Raw genomic sequence first — 16,657 nt, forward strand, 5'->3', positions numbered from 1 at the left:
GTCAGCGGCCGTTCACGACGGTGTTGGCGGTGATCGACCCATCGGTGCCATCCACCACCACCTGGTGGCGGACGCCGTCCGTGCCGAGCACCTCGACCGCCCAGGAGCTGCCGCCGCCCTCCCGGCCCACCACCGACAGCGCGTCCACCTTGCCGCCGGGCACCGCGCCGGCCGCCTTGGCCACCGCCTGATCGGCGGGCACGGCCGGCAGCGCGGCCGGCGCGAGCTTCGCCGCCCGGCCGCCCGGCTGCGCCTTCCCGCTACCCGGCTGCGCCTTCCCGTCGCCCTGGGCGCCGCGGTGCGCCGCCTTCCCGTCGCCCTTCTGCTCCCCGTTCCGGTGCTTCCCGTAATCGCTTCCCCATGCGTTCGGTGCCCCGGGAGCCCCCGGCTCCCGCATCGCGAACGGGGCGATCGGCGGCCGTTCCCGGCCGGAGTGGTGCGCCGCCACCGCGGCGGCGCCGACCACACCGACCCCCAGCACCAGCGCGACGGCCGCGCCGAGCACCCAGCGGCGGCCTCGCCGCTCCGGCAGCCGGATGTATCGCTTGCGCAGCGTCGGTCGGGCCGCCGCGGCGACCTTCTCCTCGGCACTGGACTCGAACGACTCCGGCGACTGCGGCTCGGACATCTGCGTCCCACTTCCCCTCGACGACCCGGCCGGGACCGAATCCGCCGGCCGGGCGCCCAGCATGCCGCCACCCGCCTGAAGCCAAGCTGAAGCCGCCCCCACCGCCGGATCCGGCGCCTGCCAGGCTGGTCCCCATGCGCGTACTGGTGGTCGAGGACGAACGGCGGCTCGCCGCCGCACTGCAACGCGGCCTGCGGGCCGAGGGGTTCGCCGTCGATGTCGCCCACGACGGCGAGGACGGCCTCTGGCTGGCCACCGAGCACGACTACGACGTGATCGTGCTCGACATCATGCTGCCCCGCCTGAACGGCTACCGGGTCTGCGCCCGGCTGCGGGCTGCCGGCGACGACACCCCGATCCTGATGCTCACCGCCAAGGACGGCGAACTCGACGAGGCCGAGGCGCTGGACACCGGCGCCGACGACTTCCTGTCCAAGCCGTTCTCGTACGTGGTGCTGGTGGCCCGGCTGCGCGCCCTGGTCCGGCGGACCGGCCGCCGTCTGCCGCAGACCCTGGAGTTCGGCGACCTGGCGATCGACCCGGCCCGCCACACCTGCACCCGCGCGGGCACCGAAGTGCGGCTCACCGCCCGCGAGTTCGCGGTCCTGGAGTGCCTGGCCCGGGCGGCCGGCGGGGTGGTCTCCAAGCGCGAGATCCTGGAGCGGGTCTGGGACTCGGCCTACGACGGCGACCCGAACATCGTCGAGGTCCACATCAGCGCGCTGCGCCGCAAGATCGACGCCCCGTTCGGCCGCAGCGCCGTCGGCACCGTCCGCGGCGCGGGCTACCGGCTGGCGGCGGACGGTGGCTGACCGCGTGCACCGCCTCCCGGCCCTCCGCCGCCTCCAAGTCCCGCCGCGCCTGCGGCGGTTGCTGCCGCGCTCGGTGCGGGCCCGGGCCACTTTCGCCGCCACCGCCGTGGTGACGCTCGCGCTGGGCGGCAGTTCGGCCGCGCTGCTCGCCGTGCTCCACGCCAACCTGCTCCGCACCGCCCAGGACTCCGCGGTCGAACAGGCAGGCAAGGTGGTCGAGTTGGCCGCCCGCGAGCACCTGTCGCCGATCCTCCCCCTGCACGGCGGAACCTCCATCTGGGTGGTGGACGGCCAGGGCCGCCCGGTCGCCGCCACCCCGGACCTGCTGGCGCACCCCCTCGCCCCGCCGCCGGTACCGCCCGCCGCAAAGGAGCAGCCCCAACCCGCCCAGGGCGCCCAGCCGTTGATGCCCGTGCCGCGGATGCAGGAGCACCGGTCGCGGGTGATCACCATGCCCGTTACCGGCCCGGACGGCTATCTCGTCGTCCACGCCAGCACCTCGCTGCGCGACGTGGACGCCGCCGGGGACACCACCGGCACCGCGCTCGCCGTCGGCGTCCCGGTGCTGGTGCTGCTGGTCGCGGCCGTCACCTGGCGGGTCACCGGCCGGGCACTGCGCCCGGTGGAGGCGATCCGGGCCGAGGTCGCCGAGATCACCGGCCATGACCTGCACCGCCGGGTCCCCGTCCCGCACACCGGCGACGAGGTGGCCCGGCTGGCCGTCACCGTCAACGCCACCCTGGACCGGCTGGAGGACGCGGGCCTGCGCCAGCGCCGTTTCATCGCCGACGCCTCGCACGAACTGCGCAGCCCCATCGCCGTGTTGCGCACCCAGTTGGAGGTGGCACTGGCCCACCCGGACCCGGAGCTCTGGCCCGAACTGCTCGCCGACGCGCTGGAGGACACCGTCCGCCTGCAGGACCTGGCGGCCGACCTGCTGCTGCTCGCCCGGCTGGACGCCGCCGACCCGGTATCCGTAGAACTCCTCGACCTGACCGCCCTGTTCGCCGCCGCGCTGGCCGCCCGCACCGCCGACCGGATCCCGGTCACGTCCCAACTAGCCGAGGGGGCCCACGTGCTGGGCAACCGCACCTGGCTGACCAGGCTGCTCACCAACCTGGTCGACAACGCCCAGCGCTACGCCACGAGCCGGGTGGAGGTCCAACTCGCCGTCCAGGGGCCGCTGGTGGTGCTGGAGGTGCGCGACGACGGGCCGGGCATCCCGGAGGGTGACCGGGAGCGGGTGTTCGAGCGCTTCACCCGGCTCGACGACGCCCGCAGCCGCGAACTCGGCGGCGCCGGACTGGGGTTGGCCATCGCCCGGGACCTCGCCGGGCACCACGGCGGCACCTTGGCCGCCGAGCCCGCCCGCACCGGCGCCCGCCTGGTGGCCCGCCTGCCGAAGGCGGGAGCCGAACAGAACTGACGGACAGTCAGAACGACGCGGCCGTCGCCACCTGCCCCAACGCGCCGACCCGGGCCAGAAGTTCGACGATCCGGCGCTGCACCTCGTCGGTGGTGGAGCGCTCCGCCAGGAACAGCACGTTCGCGCCGGTGCGCAGCCCGGCGCGGGCCTGCGGGTCCAGGTCGGCCGAGGTGTACACCACCAGCGGGGTGCGGTGCAGGCGGTCGTTGGCGCGCAGCCAGTCCAGCAGACCGAGGTCGCCGTGTTCGATCCGCTGCAGGTCGAGCACCACCAGGTTGGGCTGGATGCTGCTGGCCCGGGCGACCGCCTCGTTCTCGTCGGCGGCGTGCTCCACCTGCATGCCGCGCCGCTCCAGGCTGGCGACCAGCGCGGCGGCCACCTCGGGGTCGGACTCGACCAGCAGGACCCGCGCGGCGTGGTTCTCGCTGTCCCGGGGGGCCAGCGCCCGCAGCAGCACGGCCGGGTCGGCTCCGTAGGCGGCGTCCCGGGTGGCCTGGCCGAGGCCGGCGGCCAGCAGCACGGGGATCCGTCCGGCCAGTGCGGCGGTGCGCAGCGCCTGCAGGGCGGTGCGGGTGATCGGCCCGGTCAGCGGGTCGACGAAGAGCGCGGCGGGGGCCTGCGGCACCTGGGCGTCGACCTCCTCGCGGGAGGCCACCACGACCGGCCGGAAGCCCCGGTTCTGCAGCGCGTCGTGGGTGGACGGGTCGGGTTCGGGCCACACCAGCAGCGGTCGGGGGCCGTCGAACGCGGGTTCCTTGGCGGGGGCCAGTTCGGCGATCGGCCGGGGCGGTGTGCGCCCCTCGACCGCGCCGGGCCCGGCGGGCAGCGCCAGCGCGCCGCCGCCCTCGCCCGAACCGGCGGGCAGCGCCTGCCCGTTGACGGCCTGCGGGGCCGTCTCGGCCGGGGCGGCGGGCAGTTCGGCCTGCTGCGGCGCCCCGGGCTGCGGGAACGCGCCCGGGAAGGCGGCCAGCGGCCGCGGCGGGACGAGCCCGCCCAGCCCGGTGCCGACCGGCTGCGGCTGGCCGGCATCCCCGGCTGGCGGCGGCGTCGCGGGCATCGGGGGCACGGCCGGCGCGGCGGGCCGGGCGGCGACCTCCAGCGCGGTGGACGGCTCCGGCACCCCGGCGGGGACGGGCGGCAGAACCGTCGTCACCTCCTCCGCGCTCTCCGCGGTGTCGGCGGGCAGCGCCAGCCGTCGCCGCCGCCCGGTGGGCTGGGTCGGCGGCACGACGGGCTCCGGCGGGGCGGCCGGCAGCGCGTGCTCCAGCCCCGGGTAGACGGGCGTCCCGGGGTCCGGGATACCGGGCAGCTGCAGCGCCGGCATGCTGTCGCCGGAACCGGCGTGCGCCCGGCGGGCCCGCCGCCCGGTACGCGTGGGCGGCTCGGCACTCGGCAGCTGGTCGGCCCCGGCGGCTCCACTCTCGGCCGGTTCGGCCGAGGCGGAGGCGGAGGCGGAGACGGCGGCGGACGGCCCGGGCCCGAGCGCGATCGGCGCCCCGGGGGCGGCCGGTTCGGGTCGGGCGTCCTCCTCGCGGGCCGGGCGGGCCCGGCGCCGGCCGGAGCCCTGGGTGTCGTCGGCCCGGGCGGCGGGGGTGGAACCGTCCTCGGCCGGCTCGGGCGTTGACGGCGCGTCGTCCTTGGCCGGTTCGGCCGCGGGGGGCTGCCCGGGAAGGTCGGGCAGCATCGCGGTGTCGGAGTCCTTGGGGACGTGCTGCTGCTTGTCCGGCGTGTCGCCGTCGCCGCCGTCGGGGTCGAGCGGCAGCTCCACCACGTAGGTGGCCCCGCCGCCGCCGGGCAGGTCGTGCCGCTGCAGGACGCCGCCGTGCCGCTGGACGGCGGCGCGGGCGATCGGCAGGTGGACGGCGCTGGCGGTCTGCGCGGGGCCGCGCACCTCGATCCGGGCGACCTGTCCGCGCTGCGCGGCGGCCAGCACCACCATGGGCGGCTGCCCGGGATCCGGCGCCGGCCCGGCGAACGCGCCGCCGGTGGTGGCGGATTCGTCCTCGGCGCGGGCGGGTTCGGGCACGGGCGTGACGCCGCTGACGTCGGCGACCAGGTGCGCGAGCGCCTGGGCGAGCCGCTCGCGGTCGGCGAGCACCTTCACGGCGGCGGCGTGCACCGAGTAGCGGACCCGGCCGGGGCCGACCAGTTCGCCGGCCCGGTCGACGGCCAGCTGCACGACCTCGTCCAGGCCGATCCGTTCGCGGTCCAGGGCGGCCTTGCCGCGCTCGGCGGCGGCCTCGAAGCGCTGGTGCTCCAGTACGCCCTCTATCAGCCGTTCGAACCGGCGGCACTCGTCGGCGAGCCGGCGCAGCGTCCAGTTGGCCTCCGGCCAGAGCTGCCCGGCGGGGTCGGCGGCGAGCGCGTCGATCCGCCGGTGCAGGGCGCCGAGCGCGCCGCCGAGTTCGGACTCCAGCACGGCGGTGAGGTGCTCGTTGCGTGCGGTGAGGGCGAGTTCGTGGGTGCGGTCGGTGAACGTCATGACGGCGCCGACCAGTTGCTCGCCGTCCCGGACCGGTGCGGTGGTCAGGTCGACGGTGACGGGGCTGCCGTCCTTGCGCCACAGCACGGTGTTGCGGATCCGGTGCTTGCGGCCGGAGTGCAGGGTGTCGTTCAGCGCCGAACTCTCGGCGGCCAGCGGGCTGCCGTCGGGCTGCGAGTGCTGGATCAGCGGGTGCAGTTCGCGGCCGCCGAGCTCGCTGGCCCGGAAGTCGAGGATGTGCGCGGCGGCCGGGTTGACCAGCACCACGCGGCCTTCCAGGTCGACGCCGAGGACACCCTCGGCGGCGGCCCGCAGGATCATCTCGGTCTGTTTGTGCTGGCGCCGGAGTTCGGTCTCCACTCCCAGGCGGGTCGACAGGTCACGGACCAGGAGCAGCAGCAGGTCCTGGTCCGTCGTGGTGAAGGACAGGAACCCGTGCGCCTCCCCGCCGCCCTCGTCGGTGAAGTCGTTGCCCGACACTTCGACGGTGAAGGTGGTGCCGTCGGTGCGTCGGGCGGTCATCCGGACCGGTAGTTCCAGGCTCTGGGTCTCGCTCGCCGGGGGCCGCATCGAACCGGGGATTCGGCTGGGGTCGAACTCCGGCAGCAGGTCCAGCACTCCCCGTCCGACCAACGAGGTGCCGGGTGCCTGCAGGCTCTCCACGGCGGCCTTGTTGACGTCGACCACCGTGCCGTTGGAGTTCACCAGCAGCAACGGATCGGGCAGTGCGTCGAGTATCGCGGCGAGGCGAGCAGCGCCTCGGGTCGGCCTGCTGCTCACGTCGACAGGTCTCCTCACGCCTTCGGGCCGCCGCTTCGACGGGCGGCTCTGGCTCTCCTCGGAGACTGGAGTATCTCATTCTTCTTTGCGCCGTGGACGACCCGGCCAGTATCGTTGTGGTGGTTGGTGCCGGAGCCTTCGGCTGTGGCATCATCTCAGTCGCACGGAGTGCGCCGGAGTCCCGGTCGCAGTCCGGGTGTTGGAGGCGTCGCCTAGTCCGGTCTATGGCGCCGCACTGCTAATGCGGTTTGGGCTTTACCGTCCATCGAGGGTTCAAATCCCTCCGCCTCCGCTTCACCGGAAGCCCCGTCGGTCACTGACCGGCGGGGCTTCCGCGTTGTCGGCCACTGTTCGTCCAGCGGCCTCCGCGGCGGTCTTGACGGGGTCCCCGGCAATCGATTTCGCCCCAGGTCGCCGGTCATGTAATGTTGTCCCCGCACCGCCCAGGAGGCCAAGGCCGACGGGGCGAGCGCTCATAGCTCAACGGATAGAGCACTTGACTACGGATCAAGAGGTTGCAGGTTCGAATCCTGCTGAGCGCACCAATCTCCGCTCGCGGTTCCGCAAGGGGCCGTCCGAGCGCTCATAGCTCAACGGATAGAGCACTTGACTACGGATCAAGAGGTTGCAGGTTCGAATCCTGCTGAGCGCACCAACCGAAGGCCCCGGGTTTCCACCCGGGGCCTTCGTCGTCATGCCGTCCCGAGTTCGGTCCGGTTGATCCAGAGCACCTCGCGTTCTTCCAGGAACCAGTCCGCGGGCGTGAGCGGGCGGCTGCGGTTGAACGTGGCGGTGACGGGGTCGTGCCGGATGAGCCCGGGATCGGCGTGCTGGTCGAGAAGTTGGGCGGCGAGCGCGGGCGCGAGGTCGGGCGGGCCGGACAGGTGGATGTCGTGGCCGGCGCAGGTGCCGTAGTCGCGCAGGCCGTCGCGGAGCAGGCGGATCGCGGTGGCACGGGACGCGCCGGGCACGGGCGCCGACAGGACGGCGTGCAGCCAGGCATGCGCCTTCACCAGGTCGTGCACGGCGGCCAGGTCGTACTGGTCGCGGTCGTCGCGGGCGGCGACGAACACGGTGGTGGGCCGGCCGCCGTTCCGGGCGAGCTGTTCCAGCAGGGCCTTGATCTGGGCCCAGCCGGTTCCGGCGGCGACCATCAGCAGCGGCCGCCCGGAGTCCTCGGCGAGCACCGCCTCGCCGAGCGGCGGGCCGAGCCGGAGCGTCTCACCGGCCCGGACCTCGTCGACCAGCGCGGTGGACAGCAGCCCGTCGGGGACCCGGCGGACGTGCAGTTCCAGGGTGTTGTCGGGCCGGGGCGCGCAGACCGGTGAGTAGGGCCGCCAGACCTGCGGGTGTCGGTCCGAGCTGACGGTCAGGTACTGGCCGGCGGTGAACGGGTACGGGTGGTCGGGCGCCAGGGTGAGCACCGCCAGGTCGGGGGTGGCGCGGCGGACGGCCAGCACGTCGGCGTTCCACCAGCGCGGGGTGCCGGCGGGGACGGCCGCGGCCGCGTCGATCATGGCCTGGGCGATGATGCCGAACGCCTCCGTCCAGGCCTGCTCGACCTCGGGGGTCCAGGCGGTCCCGGAGAAGTGCTTCAGCGCGGCGATCAGGCTGGCGCCGACGGCCGGGTAGTGCTCGGGCGCGGCCTGGAACTTGTGGTGGTCGCGTCCGAGCGCCGCCAGGTAGCCGGTGAGTTTCTCCGGGGCCTCCAGTCGCAGCACGAGTTGGGCGAGTGCGGCGATCAGGCGGTCCCGCTGTTCGGCGAGCCGGGCCGGGAACAGCGCTTCGACGCCGGGGTTGTTGGTGAACAGGTGGGCGTAGAAGTACTTGGTCAGCTGGTCGGCCCGGCGCTCGACGACGGCGAAGCTGGCACGGACGACCGCGGGGTCGAAGGGCACCGGGGAGGCCCCTCAGCCTGCGGCGGCTTCGGTCAGCGCGCCGCCCATGACCTCCGCGACGACGCCGTACAGGGCGGTCCAGGCCGCGGCGGTCTCCGGCGTCCAGGCGTCCCTGGCGAAGTGCGCGAGGGCGGCCAGCAGGCTCGCGCCGACGGCGGGGAAGTGCTCGGGGAGGGCGCCGTACCCGGCGTGCCGGCGTCCCAGGCCCTGCAGCACCTCGACCACGGTCTCGGTGTCGTCGAGCTTGTCGACCAGGGTGGATATCGCCGCCCAGAGGCGGTCCTGCTGGTCATTCAGGTGCTCGGCGAAGAGCTTACGGACATCCGGGTTGTGCTCGAACAAATGGGCGTAGAAGTATGCGCTGACATCGCTGCCGTGGGGCTCGACGGCGGCGAAGCTTCTTTTGATGAGCGCGGAATAATAGTCACGCCAGCCGACTCTACTGATAAACACACCAATTCCAGCGGGGCGATCTGACGATCACTCAAGTACTGGACGGTAGCGTCCGATTGATGCCTGCTTGGGCGAGTTGATGCCTGGCTTGGCGGGTATCCAGATGCTGCGGACAGATTGGCTGCTGAACGGGTGGAATCGGGCGATCGAGCAGGTGTCGCGGTATGACCGAAACCCGATCGTGATTCCCTTTTGTCTGATCGTCATCACCATTCGGGTGCATGGCACGGGCCGCGAATTCGGCGGACGAAGACACCGAGAGGAGAGCCGGATGTGCCGACAGTTCCTCCACCGGGCCCCGGCCCCCGACGCCCGCCCGGCCGACCGTGACCGGCCCGGGCCCCGGATCGGCCGGACCACCACCGCCCTGATCGCCACCGGGCTGCTCACCGGCCTCGGCACCCCACCGGTGGCCGCCCAGCAGACACCCGACAGCTGGTCCGCCGAGCGACGCGCCCAACTGCCCTCCGGGCTGGCCGTCCGGTTCGACTTCGAGGCCGTCCAGGGCGTGACGGTCGAGGCCGCACCCGGCAAGCTCGCCGACCGGGCCGCCGGCGGCGACGCCTACAGCGACGGCATCCGCCCCGGCGACCCTGCCGAGACCTTCCGCGCCGCCGAGGACCACCCCCACGCGGACGGCGCCTGGCACCCCCTCGGCACGCTGCGGCTCACCTTCTCCCGCCCCGTGCGCAACCCCCGCCTGCACGTCAGCGGCCTGACCGGGCTGGCCACCGGCCAGGGCGGCACCACCGGCACCAGCACCCGCCTGACGGTCGCCGGCGGCACCCCCGCCGCCCCCACCCTGGTCGGCCGCACCGGCTGGCCGGGCTGGACGGTCGGCCCCGGCGAACTCGCCCCCGCCGCCGACGGCCCGCGCGACGGCGACGCCGGCGGCGACGGCACCCTCGAACTGTCCGGCACCGTCACCACCGTCGACCTGCGCCTCGAACAGCGCTCCACCGCCCGCGACGGCTCCACCACACCGCCGATGACGCTCCGCCCGGCCTGGACGGTCTCCCTCGACGAGGGCCTCGGAAGCGCCCCGCAAAGCTACGGCAACGCCTCCCACCTGGTCTCCGACCTGTTCCTCGGCCAGGACGCCGCACCGGCCGCCACCCGTACCCGGCCCGGCCTGGCCCAGTCCGTCGAGAAGCCGCTGCTGTCCAATTCGGCCGCCGGCCCGGCCGCCGGCCCGCCCGCCGCCGGCCCGGTCGCCCTCAGCGTGGAGACCGACGGCGGGGCGAGCCGCCGCAGCCCCTGGGCCAGCCTGCCGCCGCCGCCCCGACTCCAGCCCGGCCACGCCGACTACCAGGGCGCCGACCCCGACCTCGCCTTCCCTGCCGAGACCACCGCCGGGCGCACCTACCGGATCGAGGTGCCGGTCAGCCCAGGCACCGAGCCCGCCGTACTGGCCGGCTGGATCGACTTCGACCACAACGGGCGCTTCGACCCGGCGGAGCGCGTGCAGGCCGAGGTCCCCGCCAGGGCGAGCAGCGCCGCGCTGGAGTGGCCGGTCCCGGAGGGCGCTGTGAGCGGCGACACCTGGGCCCGGCTGCGGCTGGCCCGCGACGGCTCCCAGCTCGCCACCGCCGACGGCTTCGCCGACTCCGGCCAGGTCGTCGACCAGCGGGTCGCGCTGTCGGTCCGCACCGCTGCCCCGGAGAGCGCCGCCGCCACCGGGCCGGAGATCGGCCTGCCCGTCCCCGGCACCGTCACCGGCGAGGTCCGCCCCGAGTTCCGCGGCGACGGCGCGCGCGCCGGGGCCGGCATCGCCGTCCAGGAGGACGGCACCACCCTGTGCTCCGCCCAGGTCGGTGACGACGGCAGCTGGAACTGTCGCCCCGACAACGCGCTCGGCGAGAGCACCCACGCCCTCGTCCTGGCGGAGACCCCTCAGGGCGGCACGGCGGTGCGCGGCGAGCCGTTCCGGCTGACCGTCAAGACCACGGCACCGACCGCCCCCGTGCTCACCCTGCCCGCCTACACCAACGACCCCGGCCTGCTGGTCACCGGCCTCGGCGAACCCGGCTCCACCGTCACCGTCACCGCGGACGGCGAGCCGGACGGCCTCGACCTGTGCACCACCGGCGTCGCCGCCGACGGCAGTTGGTCCTGCCTGCCGGTGGAGAACCTCGCCGACGGCGCCCACCGGCTCACCCCGCACGCCCGCGACGGCGCGGGCAACCGCGCCGACGGCAAGTCCGTCGGGCTCACGGTGGACACCGTCGCGCCCGACAAGCCGCAGCTCGTCTCGCCGGCCGCCGGTGAACTCCTGCACACCGCCCGCCCGTTGATCACCGGCCGCGCCGAGCCCGGCACCACCGTCACCGTCACCGCCGGCCACGGCAGCGCCGCACGCACCACCGTGTGCAGCGCCGTGACGGCCACCGACGGCAACTGGTCCTGCACCGCCACCCAGGACCTGACCGGCGGCGACGTCACCCTGATCGCCACCGCCACCGACCCGGCGGGCAACGGCACTCCCGGCGATCCCGTCCCGGTCCGGGTGCCCACCCCGGCGGCGAGCAGCAGCAGCGCCGCACCGGCACCGACCGCGACCACGACCGCGTCGCCGAGCTCCCACAGCCCCGCTGCGACCAGCCCGTCCGCGTCGCTGTCCGCCTCCGCATCGGCTTCCTCTCGGCCCTTCCCGACGGGCGCTCCGGCGAGCGGGGCCCCCTGGGTGCCGGTACCGCCGGACGTGCTGCCGATCGTGGTCCCGGTCCCGGCCCCGACGCCGCCTGTGCCGACCCCGACCCCGACGCCGCCTGTGCCGACCCCGGTACCGACGCCGACGGGAAGCCAGAGCTCGCCCGCAGCAAGCCCGTCCGCATCCCCGTCGGTCACGGTCTCCCCTTCGGTCACCGTCTCCGCGTCGGCCGCCGCCTCCCCATCGGCCACCGCTTCCGCTTCTGCGTCCGTCTCCGCCGCCCCGTCGGTGCCCGGCACGGTCGCCGTGCCGCTGCCGCCGTTCCTGGTGCCGGGGGCGACGCCCGGCCAGTGGGTGTTCACGGCGCCGCACCCGTGGTCGTCGGAGGCCCCGGGCGGGCAGGTGCCGGACGGGACGGCCGCGCCGTCCGGGAGCCCGTCGCCGACCACCGCGCCGTCTGCCGGCGAGTCGAGCTCGCCGCAGCCGCCGTCGGCCGCCGCGTCGACCGCGCCCACCGAGCAGGACCCGCAGGCCGCACCGGCCGAGCAGCCCGACCGCGCCGGGCCGGCCGAGCAGACCGGTGCCGGCTCGGCGGACGAGGTCGTGCGAGGGCGGACGTTGCCGGCGCCCCCGCCGGGTGGGCCGGCGGTCGTGCACCGGGCGACGGCCACCGGATGGCGCGGGATGGCCTGCGGGGCGCTGCTGATCACGGCGGGCTTCGGGTTGTTGGCGCGCCGGATGCTCGGCAGCCGGCGGAGTGGCGCCCGCCGGCACTGACGGCGGGCCCGGTACCGCCCGTTCCGCTGTTCGTGGCGGGCGGTACCTCAGCCGACCGGTTTTCCGACATAGCGACACACCGAGTGGCATACGTCGCATTTGATGATCAATCAGCCTAGCCTGGGTCCCCGGCACTGCCCGTCAGCTCCGGGCCGCCCGTTGCGCGACACTCTGACCCTTAGGACACGTGCATGGACGTCACCCGCGACTCGTCGCCGCGACCCCGTTCCTGGCCCTCCGCCACGGAACCCCCGGCCGACCCCGTCGGCGCGACCCAACTGGCCAAGGCGGTCGCCGAGGCGGTGCACAACCCGCTGATCAGGACCGCCGCCCCCGTCGAGGAGCAACTCGACCGGGGCGCGTCGACCCAGCAGCTCCCGGTGGTCGAGCCGGCGGACCGCTCCGAGTCCTCGGCCCACCCGACGGTCGCGGACGCCGCGACCCACCGGCGGCCGCCGCGCGCAGACCAGTCGCTGCGCGAGCGCCCGGCGTTCACGCTGCCGGGCTGGCTGCCGCTGCTGGCGCTGATCCTTGGCGTGGCCGGTGTGCTGCTGGTGCTGGCCCGGGCCGGTGTGGTCCCGCACCTGTCCGGCCTGCCGGACGTCCGTACGGCGGCCGCGAAGGCGGACGGGGCGGTGGCCGACGACCGGACCATCGCCACGATCAGCGCGATCGGGCTGGCGATGATGGTGGCGCTGGCCGGGCTGCTGTCCAACCCGGGCGGCGAGACCCGGGTGCTGACCCGCTGGGGCCGCTACCGGGGCACGGTGCGCCGCACCGGCCTGCTGTGGGTGAACCCGATGGTGCGCCGCCGCCGGGTGGACGTCCGGCTGCGGCACTGGCGCAGCGAGGCGGTGCACGTCACCGACCGGACCGGCACCCCGCTGCTGGTGCGGGTGCTGATCGTGTGGCGGGTCAAGGACACCGCGCGGGTCACCCTGGGCATCGCCGACCACGAAACGTATCTGCGCGAGCAGGTGCAGGCCGTTCTCACCCGAACCGCCTCGGCTCTGCCCTGCGACTCCAATTCCGCTCCCGGACCGGCGCTGCGCGACGGCCAGTGGTTCGCCGACGAGCTGACCCGGGCGCTGGCGGCGGAGACCGCCCCGGCGGGCATCGAGGTGTACTCGGTGCAGCCGCTGGCCCTGGACTACGCGCCGGAGGTCGCCGAGTCGATGCGGCGCCGCCGTCTCGCCGACCTGGACGCCGGGCTGCGGACGGTCCTGGTGGACGACGCGGTGGAGGCCGCGGCGCTCGCGGTGCGCCGCCTGGAGCGTGCCACCGCCCACGAGTTGGACGACAGCGCGCGCAGCGCCCTGATGGAGCAGCTGCTGGTCGCGTTCGTCGCCCCGGCCGGGGTGACCGCCTCGGTGCCCGCACCGGCCGCCCGGCCGGGCCGCAAGGAAGGGAAACCCGCGTGACGACCGTGCTCGCCTCCATATCCACCGACCCCACCGATCTACCCGACTGGTCGGGCGCCCCGCTGCTGGGCTTCGCCGAAGCCGACGGGGCCGCAGCCTGCCGCTGTCCGCACTGCAACCGCCCGGCCCCGCGCGCCGCCGCGTCCGACGCGTCCGACCGGGCGAGCCGAATACACCGGGCCGTCCGTTCGACCTGTCTGGCCACCACTGTTCTGGCCGGCGCGGGAGCCGTCGGTCTGGGGCTGGGCGCGACCACCGCGCACGCCATGCCCGCACCGTCCGGTCCCGGCTGGGACGGCAGCGTCTACTGGTTCAAGAACGCGGCCGGCGAGTGGCGCTACACCAAGTGGCACAGCGTCTACCTTGAGCGCACGGGTGGCGCCAAGGGTCAGTCGTCGTCGCAGAGTTCGAGCTCCGCGCAGTCCTCGGGCGGGATCCGGCAGGGTTGGGACGGCAAGGTCTACTGGTTCCGGAACGCGGCCGGCGAGTGGCGTTACACCAGCCACTACGACGTGTACCTGTCCCGCACCGGCGGGGGCGGCTCCTCCTCCGGCCAGTCCGGGCCCTCCGCGCCCGCCGCGCCCGCCGCGAGCGGGGTGGAGGCGGCCGTCTCGTACGCACTCGCGCAGGTCGGCAAGCCCTACGTGTGGGGCGGCAACGGTCCGAACGGCTTCGACTGCTCGGGCCTGGTCCAGCAGGCGTTCCGCCGGGCGGGCGTCTCGACGCCGCGGGTCGCCGACGACCAGTACCGGGCCAGCACGCCGATCACCTCGAAGCAGCTCAAGCGCGGCGACCTGATCTTCTGGTCGGGCAACGGCCGGGTCTCCGGCATCCACCACGTCGCGATCTACCTCGGTGACGGGACGTACGTGGAGGCCCCCCGCCCCGGCAAGGACGTCCGGGTTTCCCGGCTGAGCAGCGGGTACTACCCGGACTTCTTCGGCCGCCCCTGACCCGGCCGGTCATGCCGACGGCGCCCCTCCCACGGCTGCGGGAGGGGCGCCGTCGGCATGCTGACGCCAGGTCAGGCGGAGGCGCCGTCCAGCAGCTTCAGCTCGGCCTCGGTCAGCCGCAGCGTGGCGGCGGCCAGCAGCGGGGGCAGCTGCTCGACGGTGCGGGCGCTGGCCAGCGGCGTGGCGACCGTGGGCTGCGCGGCCAGCCAGGCCAGCGCGACGGTGGCGACCTCGGCGCCGTGTGCGGCGGCGACCTCGTCCAGCGCGGCCAGCACGCGCAGACCGCGCGGGGTCTCCAGGTGCCGGGACGCGCCCTGCGCCCGGGAGCTGTCCACCTGCGCGCCGGGCCGGTACTTGCCGGTCAGGAAGCCGGACGCGAGCGCGTAGTACGGGACGGCGGACAGCCCGTGCGCGGCGGCCACCCCGGCCAGTTCGCCCTCGTAGGTGTCGCGGGAGACCAGGTTGTAGTGCGGCTGCACCGCCACGTACCGGGCCAGGCCCTCGCGGGCGGCGAACTCCAGCGAGGCGGCGAGCCGCCGCGCGCCGATGTTGGACGCGGCGAGCTCCCGCACCTTGCCCTCGCGGACCAGCTCGTCCAGCGTCGTGACGATCTCCTCGACCGGCGTGTCCAGGTCGTCCCGGTGGGTGTAGAACAGGTCGATCCGCTCGACGCCGAGCCGGCGCAGCGAGCCTTCGACGGCGCGCCGCACGGTGTCGCGCTTCAGGTTGTCCATGCCGGGCGCCATGCCGGCCTTGGTGGCGATGACGATCTGCTCCCGGTTGCCGCGGCTGCGCAGCCAGTTGCCGATCACCGTCTCGGACTCGCCACCGGAGTTGCCCGGCACCCACGCCGAGTAGCCGTCGGCGGTGTCGACGAAATTGCCTCCCGCCGCGGCGTACGCGTCGAGCACCGCGAAGGACTGCGCTTCGTCGGCCGTCCAGCCGAACACGTTGCCGCCGAGGGCAAGTTGGGACACGGACAGGTCGGAGTTGCCAAGGGGAACCCGAGGGGCGTCAGTGAAAGTCATACCCAAGGACAACCCATTCGGGGCCTGCGTGATTCCGCCGCGACCGGTTGTTCACCCGGGTGTCGTTCGAGGTGAGGGCTCCGTGCAGAGTGGGCCCGCAGTGGGGTCCGGGGTGTCGGCGGGCCGTCAGGGTTGGCTAGAGTCCCGTTCCATGGCTGACAACGACTACGACCCCGCCGGCTCCACCCAGATGTTCCGGGCGTTCGTCGACGAGGCCCCGGCCGCGCAGGCCCCGGGCACCGTCACCACCTACGGCAGCAACTCCTCGTCGAACCGCACCCCGGTGATCGTCATTGGGGCCATCGTGGCCCTGGCGGTCGTGGTCGGCGTGATCTGGCTGGCCGTCAAGTAACCCGCGAAACCCGCCCTCCCGGGACCGGCCGGACACCCCGGGCGGTCCCGCGCCGCGGCGCGCCTACACTGGCGGCAACCGTCGCAGCCCGCCAGGAGGCCCCGTGTCCGCGCCGTCCACCGAGACCGCCCGCAGCCTCGGCCTGACGGCCGCCGTCAACGCCCGTGACCTCGGCGGTTACCGCACCGCGGACGGCCGCACCGTCCGGCCCGGCCTGCTGCTGCGCACCGACGCGCTGAGTCGGCTCGGCGAGCACGACCGCGAACTGCTCGGCGCGCTCGGCCTCCGGCACGTCGTCGACCTGCGCAGCCTGGACGAGGTCCGCCACCTGGGCGCCGACCTGGTCCCCGGCCTGCCCACCGCGGTGCTCCCGATGGACGCCGCCGCGACCCTCACCGTGCTCTCACCGGACGGACTCGGCCCGGCCCTGCACCACCTGCCGGTCTTCTCCGCCGACTTCGACCTCTACGTGGACCTGCAACGTGCCCTGGGCAGCGGCGAACCGGACGCGATGCACACCATGCTCGGCGACGGCCGCGGCACCGCGATAATGACCTCGATGTACCGCTGGTTCGTCACCGACCCGGTCGCCCGCTCCCGCTTCGCCACCGTGCTCCGCCTGATCGCCGAGGCGGACGGCGGCCCGGTCCTCTTCCACTGCACCGCGGGCAAGGACCGCACCGGCTGGACGGCCGCCCTCCTGCTCACCGCCCTCGGTGTGAGCCGCGAGGCCGTCCTCGCCGACTACCTCCTCACCAACGACCGCTCCGCGACGCGAATCGCCCGCGTGGACCCCCTGCTGCGCCCCCTGGCCCGTGCTGAAACGATTTACCTCGACGCCGCCTTCGAAGAACTCACCCGCGGCTGGCCCACTTTCGAAGCCTTCTGGCACGACGGCCTCGGACTGACGGACGATCACCTCTTGGCGATCAGGACCACTTGCACCCTCTAGGGGCAGGAGGTGCGATTCCAGGGGCCCGGGGAACGGCGGGGCCAA

The 16,657-nt window shown here is 74.6% G+C and carries 12 protein-coding genes and 3 tRNA genes; 10 read left to right on the forward strand and 5 right to left on the reverse strand.

What is annotated here, in order from left to right:
* Position 1 precedes the first annotated feature (1 nt).
* A complete protein-coding gene (locus ACFYST_RS07120; RefSeq protein ID WP_387860588.1) occupies positions 2 to 628 on the reverse strand; it encodes a PepSY domain-containing protein in 627 nt (208 codons plus the stop codon).
* A 134-nt stretch (positions 629 to 762) separates the two neighbouring features.
* Here ACFYST_RS07120 and ACFYST_RS07125 point away from each other — a divergent pair, with 134 nt between their 5' ends.
* Entirely contained in the window at positions 763 to 1,440 is a 678-nt protein-coding gene (locus tag ACFYST_RS07125; protein ID WP_387639479.1) for a response regulator transcription factor, read from the forward strand.
* Entirely contained in the window at positions 1,433 to 2,866 is a 1,434-nt protein-coding gene (locus tag ACFYST_RS07130) for a sensor histidine kinase (RefSeq protein ID WP_387860591.1), read from the forward strand. Before ACFYST_RS07125 ends, ACFYST_RS07130 begins: the two co-directional genes overlap by 8 nt.
* A 7-nt stretch (positions 2,867 to 2,873) precedes the next feature.
* On the opposite strand, the gene ACFYST_RS07135 is transcribed toward ACFYST_RS07130, so the two are convergent.
* Positions 2,874 to 6,128 carry a PAS domain-containing protein gene (locus ACFYST_RS07135; protein ID WP_387860594.1) on the reverse strand — a complete coding sequence of 1,085 codons (3,255 nt, stop codon included), beginning with the start codon at positions 6,126 to 6,128 and terminating at the stop codon, positions 2,874 to 2,876.
* Between the two features lie 201 nt (positions 6,129 to 6,329).
* Between ACFYST_RS07135 and ACFYST_RS07140 the strand changes: the two genes are divergently transcribed.
* The 3 genes from ACFYST_RS07140 (at position 6,330) to ACFYST_RS07150 (ending at position 6,783) form a co-directional block, all read left to right on the forward strand.
* A tRNA-Ser gene (locus ACFYST_RS07140) sits at positions 6,330 to 6,420 on the forward strand.
* A gap of 177 nt (positions 6,421 to 6,597) precedes the next feature.
* Positions 6,598 to 6,673 (forward strand) — tRNA-Arg (locus ACFYST_RS07145).
* 34 nt (positions 6,674 to 6,707) lie between these two features.
* A tRNA-Arg gene (locus ACFYST_RS07150) sits at positions 6,708 to 6,783 on the forward strand.
* Between the two features lie 37 nt (positions 6,784 to 6,820).
* Here the strand turns inward: ACFYST_RS07150 and ACFYST_RS07155 are convergent.
* Both ACFYST_RS07155 and ACFYST_RS07160 read right to left on the reverse strand, forming a co-directional pair.
* Positions 6,821 to 8,026 carry a globin domain-containing protein gene (locus ACFYST_RS07155; RefSeq protein WP_387860596.1) on the reverse strand — a complete coding sequence of 402 codons (1,206 nt, stop codon included), beginning with the start codon at positions 8,024 to 8,026 and terminating at the stop codon, positions 6,821 to 6,823.
* A 12-nt stretch (positions 8,027 to 8,038) separates the two neighbouring features.
* On the reverse strand, positions 8,039 to 8,479 hold the full coding sequence (locus ACFYST_RS07160; protein WP_387860599.1) for a globin domain-containing protein: 441 nt from the start codon (positions 8,477 to 8,479) through the stop codon (positions 8,039 to 8,041).
* Positions 8,480 to 8,750: 271 nt separating this feature from the next.
* Here ACFYST_RS07160 and ACFYST_RS07165 point away from each other — a divergent pair, with 271 nt between their 5' ends.
* The 3 genes from ACFYST_RS07165 (at position 8,751) to ACFYST_RS07175 (ending at position 14,280) form a co-directional block, all read left to right on the forward strand.
* Positions 8,751 to 11,906 carry an Ig-like domain-containing protein gene (locus ACFYST_RS07165; RefSeq protein WP_387860602.1) on the forward strand — a complete coding sequence of 1,052 codons (3,156 nt, stop codon included), beginning with the start codon at positions 8,751 to 8,753 and terminating at the stop codon, positions 11,904 to 11,906.
* 191 nt (positions 11,907 to 12,097) lie between these two features.
* Positions 12,098 to 13,327 carry an SPFH domain-containing protein gene (locus tag ACFYST_RS07170; RefSeq protein ID WP_387860605.1) on the forward strand — a complete coding sequence of 410 codons (1,230 nt, stop codon included), beginning with the start codon at positions 12,098 to 12,100 and terminating at the stop codon, positions 13,325 to 13,327.
* On the forward strand, positions 13,324 to 14,280 hold the full coding sequence (locus tag ACFYST_RS07175; RefSeq protein WP_387860607.1) for a C40 family peptidase: 957 nt from the start codon (positions 13,324 to 13,326) through the stop codon (positions 14,278 to 14,280). The genes ACFYST_RS07170 and ACFYST_RS07175 overlap by 4 nt, the downstream gene beginning before the upstream one ends.
* Before the next feature lie 71 nt (positions 14,281 to 14,351).
* Here the strand turns inward: ACFYST_RS07175 and ACFYST_RS07180 are convergent, their stop codons facing one another.
* Entirely contained in the window at positions 14,352 to 15,308 is a 957-nt protein-coding gene (locus ACFYST_RS07180; protein WP_387860610.1) for an aldo/keto reductase, read from the reverse strand.
* A 151-nt stretch (positions 15,309 to 15,459) separates the two neighbouring features.
* Between ACFYST_RS07180 and ACFYST_RS07185 the strand changes: the two genes are divergently transcribed.
* A complete protein-coding gene (locus ACFYST_RS07185; RefSeq protein ID WP_387639454.1) occupies positions 15,460 to 15,660 on the forward strand; it encodes a hypothetical protein in 201 nt (66 codons plus the stop codon).
* Positions 15,661 to 15,763: 103 nt separating this feature from the next.
* Positions 15,764 to 16,612 carry a tyrosine-protein phosphatase gene (locus ACFYST_RS07190; protein ID WP_387860612.1) on the forward strand — a complete coding sequence of 283 codons (849 nt, stop codon included), beginning with the start codon at positions 15,764 to 15,766 and terminating at the stop codon, positions 16,610 to 16,612.
* The last annotated feature ends 45 nt before the right edge of the window (positions 16,613 to 16,657 follow it).

The sequence above is a fragment of the Kitasatospora sp. NPDC004614 genome (genome assembly GCF_042873675.1).
Classification (GTDB): Bacteria; Actinomycetota; Actinomycetes; order Streptomycetales; family Streptomycetaceae; genus Kitasatospora.